The following is a 20,094-nucleotide window of genomic DNA, read 5'->3' as shown; positions in this document are numbered from 1 at the left end:
ACTCAACAAAGTTCGTCTTTTCTGGACAAAAATTGCGATGAATCGATTTCGACTACACAGCGCCGGGTGGGGCGACGCTGTGGATGCTCGACATGTCAGGTCAGGTTGGTGCTCAATGCCCTTTTCAAATCTTCTTCACTTCGGCCCGAGTACTCCAGTAGGGCTCTGAATTGATCTTGCCCAACCGTACCCACATTGAAGTAATCACTTTCGGGATTGGCGAAGTAGAAGCCTGAAACACTTGCAGCCGGGTTCATGGCCAGGCTTTCCGTCAAGGTCATGCCGATTTCTTCACACTGCATTACTTCAAACATATTGCGCTTGATGGTGTGCTCGGGGCAGGCAGGGTAACCCGGTGCGGGGCGAATGCCTTGGTACTTCTCGGCAATCAGTTCTTCATTGCTCAAGGCTTCATCGGCGACATACCCCCAAAGGTCTTTGCGCACACGGTGGTGCAGGCATTCGGCAAAGGCTTCGGCCAAGCGGTCGGCAATGGCTTTGAACATGATGGAGGAGTAGTCGTCATGCTCAGCCTGGAATTGCGCTTCCTTTTTTTCCACACCCAAACCGGCTGTTACCGCGAACATGCCGATGTAGTCTTCGCCTGCGCCTTTCGGTGCAATGAAGTCGGCCAGTGATTTGTTGGGTATGCCTTCGCGCTTTTCGCCTTGCTGGCGCAAAGGGCTGTAGGTAAACAGCACTTGGCTGCGGCTTTCATCGGCATACACTTCAATGTGATCATCATCCACGGTGTTGGCCGGGTAGAAGGCGATTGCCGCATTGGCTTGCAACCAGCGGCCTTCGATGCATTTTTTCAGCATGGCCTGGCCGTCTTCAAACACTTTGCGGGCAGCTTCACCAACCAGGTCGTCTTGCAATACGCGGGGGTAACCGCCATGCAAATCCCAGGTTTGGAAGAAAGGGGTCCAGTCGATGTACTGCGCAATGTCGGCCAGGTCGTAGTTCTTGAAGTAACGCTTGCCAATGAACTTGGGCTTGGGTGGTGTGTAGCTGGCCCAATCAATTTTCTGTTTGTTGGCGCGCGCAGCTCCAATGCTGATCAGCGGTTGTGCCTTTTTGTTGGCGTGCTGTTCACGAACGCGTTCGTATTCAGTTTTTAAATCCGATTTGAATGTGTCGGCCGACTCATCGGACAACAAATTGGAGGCCACGCCCACAGAACGGCTTGCATCCGACACATACACCGTGGGGCCTTCGTAATGCGGGGCAATTTTCACGGCGGTGTGCACGCGGCTGGTGGTGGCGCCACCGATCAACAAGGGAATACCACGGTCCCGGAAGTAGGGGTCGCGTTGCATTTCGCTTGCCACGTAAGCCATTTCTTCAAGCGACGGCGTAATGAGACCCGACAAGCCAATGATGTCGGCGTTGATTTCTTTGGCCTTGGCGAGAATTTGCTCAGCGGGCACCATCACGCCCATGTTTTCAACTTCAAAGTTGTTGCACTGAAGAACAACCGTGACAATGTTTTTGCCAATGTCGTGCACATCGCCTTTCACGGTGGCAATCAGGATTTTGCCTTTGGCTTTGGCATCGCCACCGGCAGCCACCAATTGCTTTTTCTCTTCTTCAATGTAGGGAATCAGGTGGGCCACCGCCTGCTTCATGACGCGGGCACTTTTTACCACTTGCGGCAGGAACATTTTGCCGGCACCGAACAGGTCGCCGACCACGTTCATGCCGTCCATCAGGGGGCCTTCAATCACATTGATTGGACGCCCGCCATTGGCTGCAATTTCAGCCCGGCATTCTTCAGTGTCTTCAACAATGAAGTTGGTGATGCCGTGCACCAAGGCGTGAGCCAGGCGTTTCTGTACTGGCTGGTTGCGCCACTCCAGGTTTTCTTCCAGCTTTTTGCCACCCGCTTTTAGGGTGCCTGCGAATTCGATCATTCGCTCGGTGGCGGTTTTACCGAAATCGGGGTCGTTCTCGGCCAGCTTGGGCTGACGGTTCAGCACAATGTCTTCTACGCGGGCTTTGAGTTCGGGCTCCAGGTCGTCGTACACGCCCATCATGCCGGCATTCACAATGCCCATGGTCATGCCATTCTTGATGGCGTGGTACAGGAACACGGTGTGAATGGCTTCGCGTGCGGGTTCGTTGCCGCGGAAACTGAAGGACACGTTGGACACACCACCGGAAATTTTGGCGTGCGGCAGATTTTTCTTGATCCAGCCGGTGGCCTCGATGAAGTCGTTGCCGTAGTTGTCGTGTTCCTCGATGCCGGTGGCAATCGCGAAAATATTCGGGTCGAAAATAATGTCTTCAGCAGGGAAACCGACTTCGTTCACGAGAATGTTGTAAGCACGTTCGCAAATTTCAGTTTTGCGGGCGTAGGTGTCGGCCTGACCTTTTTCGTCGAAGGCCATGACGATAACGGCTGCGCCGTAGCGCTTGCACAATTTGGCCTGGCGTTTGAATTCGTCGACGCCTTCCTTCATGGAAATGGAGTTGACCACCGCCTTGCCTTGCACGCATTTCAGGCCGGCCTCAATCACTTCCCATTTGGAAGAATCGATCATCACCGGCACGCGTGAAATATCAGGTTCAGACGCCATCAGGTTCAGGAACTTCACCATGGCGGCTTTGGAGTCGAGCATGGCTTCGTCCATGTTCACGTCGACAATCTGCGCGCCGTTTTCAACTTGCTGACGGGCCACGCTGAGCGCTTCGTCGTACTGCTCGTTCAAAATCATGCGAGCGAATGCTTTGGAACCCGTTACGTTGGTGCGCTCGCCCACGTTGATGAACAGGCTGGAATCGTCAACGTTCAGTGGCTCAAGGCCGGACAAGCGGCACTTGGGTTCCACGGTGGGAATGGCACGCGGCTGTTTGTTTTCCAAGGCTTTGGCAATGGCGGCAATGTGATCGGGCGTGGTACCGCAGCAACCACCAGCCACGTTCAGGAAGCCAGCTTGCGCAAATTCTTTCACCAGGCTCGAGGTAATTTCCGGTGTTTCGTCAAAGCCGGTGTCGCTCATGGGGTTGGGCAAACCGGCGTTGGGGTACACGCAAATGGGAACATCGCAAATTTTGCTGAGTTCGGCCACGTAGGGGCGCATGAGGGATGCACCCAAGGCGCAGTTCAAACCAATGGTGATGGGCTTGGCGTGGCGAACCGAGTTCCAGAAGGCTTCAACGGTTTGGCCTGACAACACGCGGCCAGAGGCATCGGTCACCGTGCCGGAAATCATGATGGGCAACTTGTTGCCGGAATCTTCGAAATACTGGTCGATCGCGAACAGCGCAGCTTTGGCGTTCAGCGTGTCGAAAATGGTTTCAACCAAGAGCAGGTCGACGCCGCCTTCGACCAGGCCTTTGGTTTGCTGGTAGTAGGTTTCAACAAGTTGGTCGAATGTGATGTTGCGCGCGCCGGGGTCGTTGACATCGGGGCTGATCGACGCGGTTTTGGGTGTGGGGCCCAGGGCACCCGCTGCAAAACGGGGTTTATCCGGTGTGGAATATTTCACACAGGCTGCTTTGCACAGGCGGGCCGCCGCACGGTTCATTTCGTCCACGAGGTGTTCCATCTCGTAGTCGGCCTGCGCCACAGTGGTGGCTCCAAAGGTGTTTGTTTCCAGAATGTCGGCGCCGGCTGCCAGGTACTGCTCATGAATTTCGGTCATGATGGCGGGCTGGGTCAGCACCAGCAACTCGTTGTTGCCCTTGATGTCGCGGTGAAAATCAGCGAAACGCTCGCCCCGGTACTGGGCTTCCGTGAGCTTGTACTGCTGGATCATGGTGCCGGTTGCACCGTCCAGAATCAGGATGCGTTTTTGGAGTAATTCACGGAGTTGGGCTTCGACTGCGGCGCCGTTGACAACAAGGCTGTTGTGCTCGGCAGGCGAAGAAGCGGGGCGCGTGTTCATCGCGGGGCCTCTATATGATGCAAGGGTTTGAAAACAGGCTGCATTTTAGCAGGGAAATGCTAAGAAGCGTTGCACTCTGGACATACGGTGAAGCAAGTGTGCTGCGCAATCTTGCCTAAGCAATGCTTCTGATTCCGGCTTGATGCTTCTGGCTTGGGGCATGCGAAACGCTTTGGCGTCTTCGCATCGGTTCCTGTCGGAACCGCCCCGCGCTGCGAATCCGCCGGGAAGCCTTGCAAAGCCGGCAAAACAGCACAGCACACTTGCTTCCCCCCGCATCCTTGAATTTCCCGCTTTTCCCCATTTCACGGCACCGCAGTGGCCCCGCGCAAACGGTACAGACCATACAGATTGGCCACCGTAATCACGATCATGGTCAGGCACAACTCCCAGGAATCAAACAGATAGCCATGCACTGCCCACAACGCATTGGTGGCCAATGTGGCTTTGCGCATGCCCACATTGCCCATCATGAACAAGGCCCATGTGCCCAACAAGGTAGCAAAAAGAGGCAAAGAACTGGCCAGCCAGCCCTGCCAGGTGAATGCGGCAATGCCCACCGCCACACTGGAAAAGCCAACAACCAATGCCATGCGCAAGCGACGACTCATGACATTTGAATAGATGGTGACCGCTTGGCGCACGCCCGTAAGCAGCATGATCAGAAAACCAGTGTGAACACCCAACAGATAATATTGAAATCCCCAGGCCATTGAAGAAATTGCGAACAACAGCTTGGTGCCACGTTCAGAGATCACGCAAAAACCCGCAATACTCAGACCAAAGGCCAAAATACCAACTGCTCTGGTCAACAGATCCCAAGAGTCCAATTCGAAAGATTCCGCTCAGTGTTCAAGTTAGAGCGACATACTACCTTTGAATTGTTAACAGGCTCGTACAAAGCAGAAATCAAATTGAATTGATTCAATCCCTTGATCTACAACATAAATTGATCCTGTTTAACGATTGAGCCTTGTCGTGTGGTGAGTTACAGTGACCCATCCACAATTTACATACATTCAGCTTCATGCTTAATTTCAATATTCGGGCAAGCTTCACCAGCCGCCTGATCGCAGGTAGCTTGATCGCCCTGTTCCTGCTGTCAATTCCTGTGGCCTTTACGGCCCACTGGATTTTGCGCAACAACACCATCAATCAGGCTGGCGTGAATGCCACGGCGCAAACCGAGCAAGTCGCTCAGTCTGTTGACCGCCACCTGAAGGCACACTTGCGCGACCTGGTCTACACCAGCCGGATCGAGCAGTCTTTCGGAAACTACTCGCCGGAGGAACAAACCAGGCTGCTGCAAATTATGCGTGACCACACGCCGGGATACTTGTGGATTGGTGTGGCTGCGCCAGATGGCACGGTATTGGCAGCGCTTGACAACCTGCTGGTTGGCAAAAGCGTGGCCGCACGCCCGTGGTTCAAGCGAGGTTTGACCGAACCCGCGATCATGGATGTGCATGAGGCTGCATTGTTGGCGGCCCTGTTGCCTGCCCGGGCCGAAGAGAAATACCAGTTTATTGATTTCACAACGCCACTGAGAAACCGGCAAGACGAAATTATTGGCGTGATCGGGATTCATCTGGACTGGAAATATTTCATTTCCGAAATTGAGCAGGACGTATTCAACACCATTAACCCGTCTGCGCCCACTGTCATTCTGGCCAAAGACGGGACCTTAAGAATGGGCAACCGGCTGGATTTGGCTGACTTTCAAGACAGCACAGCCTGGACTGCCATGGCAGGTTTTCAAAAGGCCGTGGCCGGAGAAAGCAACTGGTCGATTGAAAGGCTGAGTGACGGGGAAAACTACCTGGTGGCCTTTGCGCCCAACAAAAGCGCGGAAACCAGCGATTTGGGCTGGATTTCTGCCACAGTCACGTCTTTGGACACGGTTTCCTCGCCCATCTCGAAAGCGCTGATCGGTGCAATTCTGGCCCTGATTATCGGGACAGTCGCCACGCTCTTGCTGGTGTTGGCTTTGGGCCGCAGCTTGTCTGCCAAAGCAAGCGCCTATCTGGATCTTGTGCGCAAAAATGATCCGAAGGCACTCGAGGCTTCCATGAATGAGTTGCCCACCGAGTTGCAACCCATTTCCAGAGACATTCTGGACCTGACCCGTGGGCTGACTGCAAAAAGCCTGTCGCTTGAAAATGCGCTGAAATCAACCAAAGAAAGTTATTGGGTTGTCGAGGCCCTGATTGTACAAGCGCCCGTTCCAATTGCGATGTTCGACACGGAGATGAACTATGTAGCGGCATCGGCGCGCTGGGTACAAACTTTTGCAACCGGGCACAATGGAAGCCTGGTGGGTAAAAATCACTACGATGTGGTACCCAACCTGCATGAACGCTGGCGCCAGGCGCACAGGGCTGGCCTGGCGGGTGAAAGCCTGTCGGCCACATCAGACCCCTGGACCAGCCCCGATGGCCAGACCATTTGGCTGGATTGGGCCATTGAGCCCTGGCTTCGACCCGACGGGCACCGCGGCGGCATCATTTTGATGTGCAAAGACGTAACCGAGGAACGCCTGATGCGCGACAGCCTCGCAGAAAGTGAAGAACGCTTCAAGCTGGCCATGGAGGGCTCTCACGATGGCCTGTGGGATTGGCAAGTGGGCACCGACAAAGTGTATTTTTCACCCAGCTGGAAGCGCTTGCTGGGTTACGAAGACCATGAACTAAGCAACGACTTTGACACTTGGGAGCGGCTGACCGCACCGGATGATCTGGAGGTTGCCAAGAAGACACTGGCAGATGCCCTGGACGACCCGGAAAAAGACTCCTACGAAGCCGAGTTTTGCATGGCCCACAAAAAGGGTCACTGGGTGCACATACTGGCCAGAGCCTTGGTTGTGCGGGATCAAGATGGCCGACCCACCCGTGTAGTGGGTACCCACCTGGACCGCACGGTGCAGCTGGAACTGGAGGGCCGGTTGCGTGAAACGGCCATTGCGGCCAAGGCTGAAAAAGACGCCAACGCGGAGAAGAGCCGCTTTTTGGCCACGATGAGTCATGAGATTCGCACCCCCCTGAATGGCATCATGGGTTTTGCTCGTTTGCTTGAAATGGACTTGCCACCAGGCGACTTGAAAGAGCAGGCGGGTTATCTCGTTCAGTCGTCGGAAACCTTGTCTGCCATCTTGAATGACATTCTGGACTTCTCGAAACTGGAGTCAGGCATGGTGAAACTGATTGAGTCACCATTCTTGATGGACCAGTTACTCAAGGGCAGCACTGAGCTTCCTCGCCTGACTTGCGAATCCAAAGGTGTCAAATTCGAGCTTGAGAACAAGCTCGAGGATCATCAAATTTATTCAGGCGACATGGGTCGCTTGCGGCAAATACTTCAAAATTTGCTATCTAACGCCATCAAGTTTACTTCTCACGGCAAAGTTAGCCTAAAAGTAATCAATACGCCACTTAACGCCACGGAAGACTTGCTAACTTTCGCAGTCAGCGACACCGGACTCGGCATTCCAAAAGAAAAGCAATCGCAGTTGTTTAAACCGTTTTCACAGGTACACACCGACCGCGAGAACCGGTTTGGCGGCACAGGACTGGGCTTGTCGATTGTGAAAAGCCTGGTCAATGCCATGGGCGGAGAAATACAACTTGAATCGGAGCCGGGCCATGGCACTCAGGTCATGTTTTCAGTAACCCTGAAACGGGAATACCAGCTCAACGAACAAAGTCAGGAGCGCATCCTGCCAAGCCGACCCTTGCGGGTTCTGGTTGCAGACGACACGCCACTGAATATCAAACTGATTCAGACCTTTTTGCAAAAGGATGCTCACTCTGTGGATGTGGCCCGAGACGGCAAAGAAGCCCTGAATAAGGCCATGACCGAACCCTATGACTTTATCCTGCTTGATATCGACATGCCCAAACTGTCGGGTTATGAAGTAATTGAGAAAATACGGGAAAACGCTGGCCCCAATCAACACTGTGAGGCGGCCGCATTAACCGGGTATGCATTTGACAGCGACATTGAACGGGCGGTTGCTGCTGGATTTAACTATCACTTTGCAAAACCCATTCAGTTCAATTTGTTGTTAAATCGCTTGGCAATAAGCAGTCAGAATACGAAATGATCACCCACCATGCGAAATGTGGTGCAAAATAGCGGGCTGTTGAAATTGACTAAAAAACGGGGTGTTTTATGGAATTATTAATGGATCCAAACGTTTGGGTCGCATTTGCGATTTTGACGGCCTTGGAAATTGTGCTGGGTATCGACAACATTGTGTTCATCACAGTGCTGGTGTCGAAGCTACCCGCAGACATTCGTGACCGCGTGCGCCAATTTGGTTTGATGTTTGCGATGGCCACCCGTGTGGGCCTGCTGTTTTCGCTTTCCTGGATCATCGGTTTGACCGAACCGCTGTTTACCGTATTGGAGAAGGCCATTACTGGCCGAGACCTGGTGCTTTTCTTCGGTGGTCTGTTTCTGTTGTGGAAAGCCTCCAAAGAAATTTATCTGGAAGTGGAAGCCCCGCACCAGGTTCAAGAAGAACTCGAGGCCGGCGCCGCAATTCAGAAAACCGGTGCCAAACTGTTTTGGTACTCCATCATTCAGATCGGTATTCTGGACATCGTGTTCAGCCTGGATTCGGTCATTACTGCGGTGGGTATGGCAGATGACATCGAGGTTATGATCGCTGCGGTGATGGTGGCCGTGGGCGTCATGATGGTGTTTGCCAAGTCAATTGGCGAGTTCGTGGAAGCCCATACATCGGTTAAGGTGCTTGCCCTGGCCTTCCTGATGATGGTGGGCATGTTGCTGATCGCAGAAAGCTTTGGTCAACATGTACCGAAGGCTTACCTGTACAGCGCAATGGGCTTCTCTTTGCTGGTCGAATTGCTGAACCTGCGCTCACGCGCCAAGCGTGAAAAGCTGAAAGCAATGGCGCAAGCCGAAGTGTAAAAGCGCTGTAGTTTCCGAGACAAAAAGCCAGTGTAAACTGGCTTTTTGTTTTTCTGGTACCTGGTAGTTCAGGCAATGCCCATGCTTTCTCGTGTATTCAAAGTCCTTTTCATGTGGCTTCCTCTGGCTTTGCTTCCAGCCAAAACCGTTGCCAACAGTGAAAACGTCTGGGCGGTGTGGAAACAAGAAGGGGTGCACGCCATCATGCGACATGCCACGGCACCCGGCTTTGGTGACCCGGAACATTTCACGCTTGGCCGTTGCGACACACAACGTAATCTGAATGAAACAGGGCGACAGGAAGCCCGCGCACTGGGAGAAACCATTCGAAAACAAGGCATTGCGCTGAGTGCGGTTTATTCAAGCCAGTGGTGCCGCTGTTTGGACACCGCCAAAGAACTAAGACTTGGCAAAGTGCAGGAATTGCCCGCCTTGAATTCATTTTTTCGAGACCGAAGCCACAGTAAAAACCAAACCGCTGCCTTGAAAAAGCACATCGCTGCGCTTGGACCAACAGAAAAAATACTCTATGTGACGCACCAGGTAAACACCACCGCTTTGACTGGTGTGTACCCGGCATCAGGCCAGATCATTCTTTTCAAGCTTGGTCAGAATGGGGAAATTCAAGTGGTGGGCACAATCAATTCTGATTAGCTGACATTGCGGTGCGCCTGTGGTTTTGCCTGAACCTTTAACAACTTGTACACTCGAATTTCACAAACAGGCATGCCCTGAAGCAAACAATATTCAACAAGAAGGGGATTTACACTATGTTCACCAGTATTTTATTGGCCACCGATGCGTCTGAATGCTCCATGGCCGCTGCAGCCAAGGCCGTGGAATTGGCTGCCAGCAGCAAGGCACAGCTCACCGTGGTGTACGTGTCTGCCCCTTATTTTTACCTGGACAAGGCTGAGAAAGCTGAATTCAACAAACGTTCGGAAGAAACAGCCAACAAGGCATTCGAGCAAATCAAGGCCATGGTGCCCAAACGCAAAATGTCTGCTGATTCCGTTGACACGGTGATCAAACAAGGCAAGCGCCCGTCGACAGCCATTCTGGACGTGGCCAAGGCATCACACGCGGATTTGATCATCATGGGCTCGCACGGCCATTCCGGCTTGAACCGTTTGATGTTGGGCAGTGTTGCCAATGAAGTAGTGACCCAAGCCAAATGTGCCGTGTTGATCACCAAATAATACGATAAGGCATCCTTAACAAAACTTAACCCGCATGCTTTGAACTTACTGCCTTCAGTGACCTCGAACTGTTAACGATTCTGGCCTGCGAGCCATGACGTTTGGAAAATCTTGTAGCTTGAAATTCCAACTGGAGGTAGTAAACATGTTGAAATCAAAACTCACGACAGCAAGCCTGATCGGTTCCATTGCACTGTCAGCCGCCGCTTTTAGCCTGCCTGCTCACGCCGAAATCATGGTGGGCGGTGCACCCATGCTGCCAAGCAAAGACATTGTCGACAACGCCGTCAATTCAAAAGATCACACCACCTTGGTCACGGCAGTTAAAGCTGCCGGCTTGGTTGATACGTTGAAAAGCAAAGGTCCTTTCACTGTATTTGCCCCAACCAATGCTGCCTTTGCGGAATTGCCAAGCGGCACAGTGGATACGCTCTTGAAGCCGGAAAACAAGGCTGCGCTGCAGGGTGTGCTCACCTACCATGTGGTCCCCGGAAATATTACAGCGGCTGATTTGAGCAACAAGATTGTTCAGGCGGGTGGCATGGCCACGCTGAAAACAGCCTCGGGTGCCTCACTGGGCGCAAAGCTGCAGGGCGACAAAGTGATCTTGGTTGACGAAAAAGGCGGTACTGCTGAAGTAACCATTGCCAACGTCACCCAATCCAATGGCGTGATTCATGTGGTGAATAGCGTGTTGCTGCCCAACTCCTGATCTGTCGTCATCTTCGACCTAAAATTGCTGTTTTGGCGAGCCCTCGTGGTTCGCCTTTTTTTGCGCCCTTTCTAACGGGACCTGGTCACCAAAACAATGCCCAAAACCACTGGGACGATCCCGATGAAATCGATCCAGTTCAGGGGCTCGTCAAGTAGCCAGGCGCCCGCCAGCAAACCCAGGGGCGGTGTGAGGAAAAACCACACGCTGGCCGCGCTGGCACTGCCACGCTCGAGCAAGTTGAACCACAGTTGATACCCGGTAATGGACACCACCAGCACCAACCAGGCAAATGCGCCTGCAAACGATGGCGTCCAGGCAATTGCGGACCAGTCTTCCATGAAGACAGCAACGGGCAACAGCATGAGACCACTGAGAATGATCTGGAAACCGGTTCCGGTCACGATGTCGGTGCGCACTGGCCATTTTTTATACAGCACCGTGCCAAATGCCAAGGTCAGCAGTGCGGCCAGCACGAGCAAAAATCCCTCCAGGGTATCGGTGCTTGATCCAATCCGGTTTCGAACAATAAAGGCCACCCCCAGAAAGCCCAGAGCCAAACCCAGCACTTTTTGGCGCGTGAGGGGTTCACGCAACAAAAACGACGAAAGCACGGCCACAACAATAGGGTTTGCACTAATCAGGATCGTGGACAAACCCGAAGACAGGCTGCCCATACCCGTCCAGCTCAGACCCAGATAAAGTGCATGGTTCAACAAACCCAAGGCACTTAACACGCCCAACTCTTGAAGGGTCAACCTGCGAAGCGTACCGCGCCAGTGCGCCCAGGCCAGCATCAAGGTGCCGGCCACCAAAAACCGCAAGGTTAGAAACAACAAGGGGGGACTGTCGATGAGACCGATTTTTGCAGCAGGAAACGCACTGGTCCAGATCAGGACAAAGGGAAACGCCAATGAAGCGTTTCTCAAAAGAGGGTATTGATTCATTCAATGAAATCCAGTAATTGTGAGACATTGTAATCAGCGAATCCGCTTAACCAAGCCGACGACCGGAGTTTTGAATGCTCGAGCAGTTCCGAATAATCGTCGTGGATGATGAAAAACCCCAACTTGAAGCACTGTGTTCACTGTTGCAGGACGCAGGCTTTAAGGTCATGGGGTTTGCTGAACCCGATTCAGCCCTTGATCTGCTGAAAACCCAAAGTTTTGATGTGCTGCTCACCGATCTGCGGCTGCCTGGCATGGACGGTATTGAACTGGTTCAGCGTGCACGCCAGCTGGATTCTGACTTGTGCGCGGTGTTGATGACCGGGCATGGCAGCATTAAAACGGCAGTGGATGCCATGAAGCTGGGGGTGCTGGACTACATTCTGAAACCATTCAAGGTCAGCGAGTTGATGCCTGTGGTGAACCGGGCCATTGAAGTTCGCAAACTGAAACGGCAAAACACCCGCCTGATTCAAGACCTTTCCACAAGCAATTCCCGCTTGCTGGAGATGAATCATGAACTGGATCATTTCGCGGGGCGTGTTGCGCACGACCTGAACTCGCTTTGCCACATTATCCAGGGATTCGCAGGCAGCCTGACGCGCCGTGCCCACAGTAAGCTGGATGAACAAGAGCAGAGATACCTGCTGCGCATCAATGAGGCCAGCGCACGGGGCGGTCAACTGGTTTCTGACCTGCTGGCTTTTGCGCGACTGGGCTCGGGCGAACTGAAATTCAACCAGGTGGTGTTGAACGAGGTTGTGGAAAAAGCCAGGGCACAGGTGGAATCAGCCGAGGGTCTCAGGCAGGCGGACTGGAGCATTGCCAAATTGCCAGACATTGAAGGCGATGAGTCTTTGCTGGAACAAGTGTTCGTCAATTTATTGTCAAACGCCTTGAAATTCAGTCAGACTCGGGAACTGGCCACCATTGTAGTCGAGGCCAATATTCTGAATGAGATCGTGGAGATCAAGGTCATTGACAACGGCGCAGGCTTTGACCCTGACAGGGCCGATGGCTTGTTCAAGCCCTTTCACCGCCTGCACAATGCCCATGATTTCGAAGGCCACGGCATGGGTCTGGCCAATGTAAAACGCATCATTGAACGGCACGGCGGCCACATCACGGCTGAGTCTGCTCCCGACAAAGGGGCTGTGTTTACCTTGACCTTGCCAATACGCCAGGACCAGGAGCGCATAGCGCCCCCTGCACTGCCAGAACCGATGATGCCGATGCTGACCAAGCAACTGGACGAGCAAATTGATAGCCAGCGCATGGAATTGTTGGGGGCGTGCATAGAACGCCTGAATGACATTGTGATGATTACTGAGGCCACACCCATTGATGCGCCCGGCCCGCGCATTATTTATGTCAATTCCGCATTCGAGAAAGTGACTGGCTACAGCCGCGACGAGGTAATCGGCAAAAGCCCGCGACTATTGCAAGGTCCAGAGACCGACAAGGCTGAGTTGAGAAAGGTTAAACAAGCCTTGAGTCAGCGGGAGTCCGTGCATGTTGAATTGGTCAATTATGGCAAAAGCGGCAAACCGCACTGGCTTGAAATGGACATTGTGCCGGTGGTGGGATCTGATGGCGAAGTGCTCTACTTTGCTTCGATTCAACGCGATGTCACCGAACGACGCCAATCCGAAGACAAATTTAAACGCAACGAGGCCCTGCAACGCATTGGTGGCAGACTCGCAAAACTGGGGGCCTGGGCGATTGAATTGGGCCCGGTACCATGGCTGTATTGGTCCGATGAGGTGTTCGACATTCTGGAACTTCCCAAAGGCCAACTACCCACCAGTTATGACGAGGCCTTGCGGCATTACCACGGCAAATGGAAAAAAATTCTGGAGGCGGCACTGCAACGCTGTTCAACTGAAGGACTGCCATTTGAGGTTGAAGCAGAAATGCGATCCGCGAACGGGCGACGCATTTGGGCACGTGTGGTGGGCGAGGCGGTGCGCAATGAGAAAGGCGAGATTGTGCGGGTTCAGGGTGCGTTTCAGGAAATCACCGACTCCAAGCTTGCTGTATTGACCTTGATGCACATGAACCGCCTTCTGGAGGCACAACAACGCGTCAATGACATTACCAGCACCTTGGACAAACCGGAGAAGTTGCTGCAAGAGGTGTGCAGCGTGTTCTGTTCACTGGGTGGTCTTCCATTGGCCTGGGTTTGCGAATTTGGCAAAGACCTGAGTGACTTGAAAGTTACGGCAGCCGATGGTTCGCAGCAAGAATTTGTTTCAAAAATCATGAAGACCACCACCCTGCCGCGGGACCACGAACTGGTCGACCGGTTGCGGGCCGGGAAAATGCACATTTGTCAAAATGTGGCGGAAGAGCCGCAAGCAAAAATGTGGCACAAACAAGCCATCGAAGAAGGTCTTGAATCGTTTGCGATTTTGCCCATTCATGCACAGGGTAAACTGCGCGCAAGCTTGGTTTTGTTCGGGGCGGGCATTCACTTTTTCACCAATGAAGTTCGCCAGTTGCTTAAAACTGTGGCCAAGAATTTGTCTTTCGCTTTTGAAAATTTGATTTTCGCTGCAGAGCGCACCAAAAGTGCGGAGCGGTTGAAGCTGCTTGAAACCTGCGTGGAACGGCTCAACGACATTGTGCTGATCACCGAGGCGGAACCGATCAGCGGTGAAGGTCCAAAAATTCTGTATGTGAATGATGCGTTCGTGCGCCGCACCGGATACACGCGGGAGGAAGCAATTGGAAAAACACCCCGGATATTGCAAGGCGAGCTGACCCAACGTGATGCATTGGACCGAATTCGCAAGGCACTGACAAACTGGCAGCCCGTGCGGGAAGAGTTGATCAATTACACCAAAACGGGCGAGCCGTTCTGGCTTGAGCTGGACATTGTTCCCGTGGCCGATGAAACAGGGTGGTACACCCACTGGGTTGCCATTGAGCGGGACATCACGGAAAGAAAGCAGGCTGAAGCTGCACTGAAGGAGGGATCTGAACGATTCCGTTTGCTCGCCAGTGCCTCCCGGGATTGCATCTGGGACTGGAACATTGCTTCGGACGAAATTTGGTGGAATGAGGGATTTGAGAAACTGTTCGGGTTTGATCGCAGCAAAATTGAACCCGACAACGATTCATGGACCAACCGGATTCACCCAGAGGACCGGGAACGCGCTGTCAAGAGTATTTCCGCAGCGATCAGTTCGAGCGTTGAAAACTGGCAAGAAGAATATCGCTTCGCGCATGCAGATGGCCATTGGCTGGATGTGCTGGACCGTGGTTATATTATTCGCGATGACCACGGAAAAGGCATTCGAATGATCGGCGGCATGACCGACATGAGCCACATTCGACAATCAGAACGCAGAAGCACCGCGCAATTGACGCGCATGAATTTGCTCAATGAAATTACCCGTGCCATTGGTAATCGACACGACCTGACCAGTATTTATCAGGTGGTCACCAACAGCATTGAAGTGGAACTGCCTGCTGATTTCTGTTTGACCGCATCTTATTCGGAGCAAGACAAAACCATTTCATTCCGGTCGTTTGGCAATGCCACAGAAGAGGCTGCCAACAAAATCGGATTTTTCCTGGACGCAAGTATTCCTGCGCGAGGAGTGCACCTGGACCGTGCCTTGCTGGGCGAGTTTGTGTACCAACCCGATTTGGGCGGCAGCATGTGCCAAACCGGCGAGGGTATGCATGAACTGGCCGGGCTGGACAGCATGGTGATTACCCCCCTGATGAAAGACAAAAAAGTGCTGGGGATTATTACCACTGCCCGCAAAGGTTTGAACTCGTTTTCCGATGACGAACTGGACTTCCTGAGACAGCTTGCAGAACACGTGGCCCTGGCATTGGCACAAACCGAGTTGCTTCAGGAACTGAAAGAAGCCTACGAGAATTTGCAACGCACCCAACAGCTGGTGTTACAGCAAGAACGGCTGCGTGCACTGGCAGAAATGGCTGGCGGTATTGCACACGACATCAACAATGCAATTTCACCGGTGGCTTTGTACACCGATGCCCTGCTGGGCTCCGAGACCAATTTGAGCGAACGCGGCGTGAAACAGCTAAGGACGATTCAATTGGCAATCGACGATGTTGCAAGAACAGTGGACAGGATGGGACAGTTTTCCAGGCGGCAAGAGGAAGGCACTGAACTGACCCGAGTCAATTTGAGGACTGTGTGCGAACAATCCATGGAATTGACCAGGGCGCGATGGCACGACATCCCGCTTCGCAACGGCATTTCAATCGAATTTACAGTTGAACACGACGACAAGGTGCCAGAAATCGATGCGGCTGAATCCGAGTTGCGCGAGGCGCTGACCAATCTGATTTTCAATGCAGTAGATGCCATGCCCAATGGTGGATCTATTTTGTTGGCCACACGACTGGAGCGCAGGGACAATCACGATCAAGTTGTAATTGAAATTCGGGATTCCGGTGTGGGCATGGATGATGAAACCCGACGGCGATGCCTGGAGCCGTTCTACACCACCAAAGGTGAACGCGGCACTGGCCTGGGCCTGGCAATGGTCTATGGCATTGTAAAACGCATGCGTGGCTCAATTGAAATCGACAGTGCCGAGCAGCAGGGTACCGCTGTCCGGATATTGCTGCCGTCTGCATGTCGACAAAAGCGCACAGCGACCGAGGCGATGCCTGCGGAGACCCCTTCAAATAACTTTCATATTCTGTTGATCGACGACGACAGCAAGGTATTGAATGCGCTTCGGGATGGGTTAAGTGCCAGTGGGCATCGCGTTCAAGCAGCAAGTTCGGGATCGGCCGGTATTGAGCTTTTCTCAAAGGCAATGAATGACGGGATGCCGTTTGATGTGGTGATCACTGACTTGGGGATGCCCGGCATGGATGGGCGACAAGTGGCTGAGGCAATCAAGAACATCGACGACAAATGCCCGGTGAATCTTTTGACGGGTTGGGGCAATCAACTGGACACACTAACAGCGCCCATGGCAAATATTGATGCGGTGTTGGCCAAGCCACCAAAAATTTCTGATATTCAGGCCTTGCTGCACAATCAACTTAATTGAGTTCTTGAGGCACTGAATTTTTCAGCTTCAATTCATCTTGCTTTTCTACACTGGGAACACATTGAACCCACACAGGAGAAACAAAATGATGCGACGCCCCACCCCCACATTGTCAGCCCTTGCCTTGATTTTGCTGACTGCCACGCTGATGGCTTTCCCCAAGATTTCGCAAGCGGATGACGATCGATCAAACACAGCACGAGACAGCGAAATTGTTCAAGCCTTCGGCTTGATCAATGCAGAGCAAGCCCGTGAAATTGCATTGAAGCAAGCCCCCGGTGTAGTGACAGAACTGGAGCTAGACGACCGTGACTACGCGAAGGGCTGGAAATGGGAAGTTGAAGTGGCCAATGCCGATGGCCGTGAAGTGGAAGTCGACATTGACGCAAAAACCGGCAAAGTACTGAAGGTAGACAAAGCGTGGTTTTAAACCAGCGCACCGGGCTTGAAGGTGACCCACACGTGCAGCCCGGTGTTGCCATTTTTAAACTCGAGTGTTGCACCATAGGTACTCGCAATGTCTTGCGCAATCGCCAAACCCAAGCCGCTGCCCGGTGTGTTTTCATCGGCACGAAAACCGCGTTGTGTTAACGCATTCAGATTCTCGGGAGAGCAACCCGGTCCATCGTCGGCAACAATCAGTGTGCTGCCCTGCAGTGAAATGCTGACCTGTGAACTTGCCCATTTCGATGCGTTGTCGATTAAATTACCAAACAGCTCGAAGAGGTCTTCGCGATCGCCCAACAGGCGGGTGTTCATGGGCACCTGCAAGGTGAATTGAATTGCCTTGTCGCGATATAAGGCTTTGCAGCTGTTGACCAAGGCGCTGAGAATTTCGTGCAGATCCACACGTTGACCTGGTCGCAAATCACCCACCACGCGAACACGCGCGGTTTCCCGGTCAATCAAACGTGCAACTTCTTGAGTCAAGGCCTGTACTTCAGTGGAAAAACCGCGTTGATCGGTGTCTGCGCTGAGCTGCGAAAGCCGTGCAAGCCGTGTTTTCAAGGCATGCGCCAAATTGCCCATGCCTTCGCGCGAGCGTTTCAAACGCTGATCAATGGCGATCAATAATCGGTTGAGTTCATCAACCAGTGGTTTGATTTCATCGGGCCCCTTGAATTCCAGTTGAGCGATTTCACCTTGCTGCAAGCGGGCCAAAGCGGCCTGTACCGTGTTCAACGGCTTCAATGTACCAATGACAATCCAGCGTTGAATCAACACCAAGGCCAACAGGAACAGGGCGGAGAAACCGGCATTGGCCAGCTGATACTGCAACAGGTTGTTTTGCAATGTGGTGATGTCGCGTGCAATCGCAATCGTGAAGAGTTGATCGTCCTTTTGGTACAGGCGCGCATGCACCAACAATTGTTGCCCGTCGGGCCCGGGCTGGCGTGTAATGGTGGCGTTGCTGCCAGAAGCGGTGGGCATGACGAATGCGGCGTCCCACAGCGAACGGGAATAACGAATGTCCTGCTTGTATTGCAGGGCATAATACACACCCGAATAGGGCTGCTGATAAGCAGGCACCAAACGGTCGCTGTTCATGCTGAGTACGCCAGCGGTATCAAGCTCGACCCCCGCCAGCAAAGTTTCGCTGTCTTGTTGAAGCTGATCCTGCAATTGGGCCTGCAGCAAGTTCTCAATCGCTCTGGATGACAACCACCATTGCGCCAGCAGCAGCACAAGCAAACTGAGAATCAAACCAAACGACAAACGATTGCGCAGTGAATTCATTCGATGGATTCGCCAAACACATAGCCCTGACCTTTTCGGGTTTGAATCCACTGTGGCCCGATTTTCTTGCGCAACCTGTTCACATACACCTCCATCACATTGCTGTCTTTGTCAGTGTCGTATTCATACACGTGGTCAGTCAAACGGGTTTTGCTCAAGGGCTGACCTGGATGCAGCATGAAGTAACGCAGCAAACGGAACTCGGTGGCGGTGAGTTGTTGGGGTGAGTCATCGTTCACCTGGACGGTTTGCAACGTTTCGTCGAGCAGCAGGCCCTTGGCTTTCAGTGACTCAGGCGCATTGCCCACTGCACGCTTGAGCACTGCGCCAATACGAGCCAAGAGTTCCTCGGGCTGAAAAGGCTTGGGCACATAATCGTCTGCACCGGCATTAAAGCCTTCGACCTTTTCCTGCCAGGTGCCCCGTGCCGTCAACACAATCACGGGTAATTTCAAATGGTCTGTGCGCCAGTTCTTTAACACCTCCAGGCCTGACTTACCGGGCAGGCCCAAATCGAGAATCACCAAATCGTAGGGTTCAAGACGACCTTGAATTTCAGCTTCGACACCATCTTGAACCCAGTCTGCCGCGTAACCAGCCTTGCCCAACAGCTTGTGCAACTGGGCGCCCAATACAGGGTCGTCTTCTACCAACAAAAGTCGCATGGTGACTAGTCGTCCTGTTTCAGTTTCAGTAAGCTGCCTGTGCGGGCATCGAATTCCATTTCCCACACACGGCCGCCCGCATCCAGCACTTCTATTTCATAGATATAGCGGCCATCCTCTTTGTCCAGATCAACATCCACGATCCGCCCAGGCTTGACCGATCGGGCGGCCGCAAATATTGTTTCCAGCGAGAGGATCTCGCCGCTGCGCTGCAGTCGGCGAATGCGTCGATCGTCGTCCGCATGCGCAGCAGGAACGGCGAGCAACAAGATGGCAATGATCAATAAGTAGGCACGAGCTTTCATGGTGACTCGTAATTTAACCGATTCACCTGAATTAAAGCTTAAAAAATACGGTGACTCAGGATTTGTTGGGTGTACTGCTGCTTTCAACCAGGCGGGGTTGTTCGTCCCGTGGCCATTCAAAACTGTAAAAACCCTGTTGACCGTTAATGGTGTAGTCAAACTGACCGCTGATCGCGCGCGGTTTCATTTCAAGATTGAATACGCACTGGTTGGGTGCTTCGCAACCGTGTTTGTTCACCAGTTCGCTCACTTCAGGATCAATCAACGGAGCGGTGTGCAACCCCTGCGGTGTCATGAAATACACACCGGCATTGTTGCCACAATGGTTTTCGATCAGGGTGTGGCCCACGCCTTCAAAGCGAAACTCACAGTTGTTTTTCGATGCATACGACAACACTTGTTGCGCTGCCGCTTTTTCCTGACAGGAGGACACACCGAACAAGGTGAGTGCGGTGGCGACCATCAGGCCGAACAACACAAAAAGAAATTTACTGGCTTTGCCCAGAAATGAACCCTGTCGTCGGTGTGAATCGAACGACAGGGAGCGCGACCTGCTGCGTTGGTTAAACATGGCTGGTGACCTTCTATGAGTGAAGTTGGGGTGTTGGCATTAAAGCTGCACCTTTCTCAACGTCACAGGTCGGTCTGGGTTTACACAG

At 52.9% G+C, this 20,094-nt stretch carries 14 protein-coding genes; 7 read left to right on the top strand and 7 right to left on the bottom strand.

From position 1 onward, the window contains the following. Positions 1-95: 95 nt before the first annotated feature. Together metH and ACVL1J_RS02810 are read right to left on the bottom strand one after the other, a co-directional pair. Positions 96-3,890 carry a methionine synthase gene (gene metH, locus ACVL1J_RS02815; protein ID WP_491665099.1) on the bottom strand — a complete coding sequence of 1,265 codons (3,795 nt, stop codon included), beginning with the start codon at positions 3,888-3,890 and terminating at the stop codon, positions 96-98. 305 nt (positions 3,891-4,195) lie between these two features. Next, the gene (locus tag ACVL1J_RS02810; protein ID WP_341237342.1) at positions 4,196-4,702 is read right to left on the bottom strand and encodes a YgjV family protein; all 507 of its coding nucleotides are present in this window, start codon (positions 4,700-4,702) and stop codon (positions 4,196-4,198) included. Between the two features lie 215 nt (positions 4,703-4,917). Here ACVL1J_RS02810 and ACVL1J_RS02805 point away from each other — a divergent pair, with 215 nt between their 5' ends. The 5 genes from ACVL1J_RS02805 (at position 4,918) to ACVL1J_RS02785 (ending at position 10,733) form a co-directional block, all read left to right on the top strand. Continuing rightward, the gene (locus tag ACVL1J_RS02805; protein WP_491665098.1) at positions 4,918-7,989 is read left to right on the top strand and encodes an ATP-binding protein; all 3,072 of its coding nucleotides are present in this window, start codon (positions 4,918-4,920) and stop codon (positions 7,987-7,989) included. A 68-nt stretch (positions 7,990-8,057) separates the two neighbouring features. Beyond that, entirely contained in the window at positions 8,058-8,822 is a 765-nt protein-coding gene (locus ACVL1J_RS02800) for a TerC family protein (RefSeq protein WP_491665097.1), read from the top strand. A gap of 111 nt (positions 8,823-8,933) precedes the next feature. Further along, complete coding sequence (locus ACVL1J_RS02795) at positions 8,934-9,476, top strand: histidine phosphatase family protein (protein ID WP_491665096.1); 543 nt, start codon at positions 8,934-8,936, stop codon at positions 9,474-9,476. A gap of 116 nt (positions 9,477-9,592) precedes the next feature. After that, positions 9,593-10,021: a universal stress protein gene (locus ACVL1J_RS02790; protein ID WP_491665095.1), complete on the top strand. Its 429-nt coding sequence runs from the start codon at positions 9,593-9,595 to the stop codon at positions 10,019-10,021. Between the two features lie 145 nt (positions 10,022-10,166). Then, positions 10,167-10,733, top strand: a complete 567-nt coding sequence (locus ACVL1J_RS02785) for a fasciclin domain-containing protein (protein ID WP_341237338.1) — start codon at positions 10,167-10,169, stop codon at positions 10,731-10,733. A 71-nt stretch (positions 10,734-10,804) separates the two neighbouring features. Here the strand turns inward: ACVL1J_RS02785 and ACVL1J_RS02780 are convergent, their stop codons facing one another. Further along, the gene (locus ACVL1J_RS02780; RefSeq protein WP_341237337.1) at positions 10,805-11,680 is read right to left on the bottom strand and encodes a DMT family transporter; all 876 of its coding nucleotides are present in this window, start codon (positions 11,678-11,680) and stop codon (positions 10,805-10,807) included. A gap of 74 nt (positions 11,681-11,754) precedes the next feature. Between ACVL1J_RS02780 and ACVL1J_RS02775 the strand changes: the two genes are divergently transcribed. Then, positions 11,755-16,728 (top strand): PAS domain S-box protein, encoded by a 4,974-nt coding sequence (locus tag ACVL1J_RS02775; protein ID WP_491665094.1) that lies wholly within the window; start codon positions 11,755-11,757, stop codon positions 16,726-16,728. An 85-nt stretch (positions 16,729-16,813) separates the two neighbouring features. Next, on the top strand, positions 16,814-17,158 hold the full coding sequence (locus tag ACVL1J_RS02770; RefSeq protein WP_341237335.1) for a PepSY domain-containing protein: 345 nt from the start codon (positions 16,814-16,816) through the stop codon (positions 17,156-17,158). Here ACVL1J_RS02770 and ACVL1J_RS02765 read toward each other — a convergent pair. The 4 genes from ACVL1J_RS02765 to ACVL1J_RS02750 form a co-directional block, all read right to left on the bottom strand. Next, positions 17,155-18,465, bottom strand: a complete 1,311-nt coding sequence (locus ACVL1J_RS02765) for an ATP-binding protein (protein WP_341237334.1) — start codon at positions 18,463-18,465, stop codon at positions 17,155-17,157. The genes ACVL1J_RS02770 and ACVL1J_RS02765 overlap by 4 nt on opposite strands. Beyond that, on the bottom strand, positions 18,462-19,130 hold the full coding sequence (locus ACVL1J_RS02760) for a response regulator transcription factor (protein WP_394673157.1): 669 nt from the start codon (positions 19,128-19,130) through the stop codon (positions 18,462-18,464). Before ACVL1J_RS02760 ends, ACVL1J_RS02765 begins: the two co-directional genes overlap by 4 nt. Positions 19,131-19,135: 5 nt before the next feature. Further along, a complete protein-coding gene (locus ACVL1J_RS02755) occupies positions 19,136-19,399 on the bottom strand; it encodes a PepSY domain-containing protein (RefSeq protein WP_491665093.1) in 264 nt (87 codons plus the stop codon). Positions 19,400-19,490: 91 nt separating this feature from the next. Then, positions 19,491-20,006: a hypothetical protein gene (locus ACVL1J_RS02750; RefSeq protein WP_341237332.1), complete on the bottom strand. Its 516-nt coding sequence runs from the start codon at positions 20,004-20,006 to the stop codon at positions 19,491-19,493. Between the last annotated feature and the right edge of the window lie 88 nt (positions 20,007-20,094).

The organism is Limnobacter sp. G6BE5S, from assembly GCF_058448965.1.
This window is presented reverse-complemented; position numbering and strand designations above follow the sequence as displayed.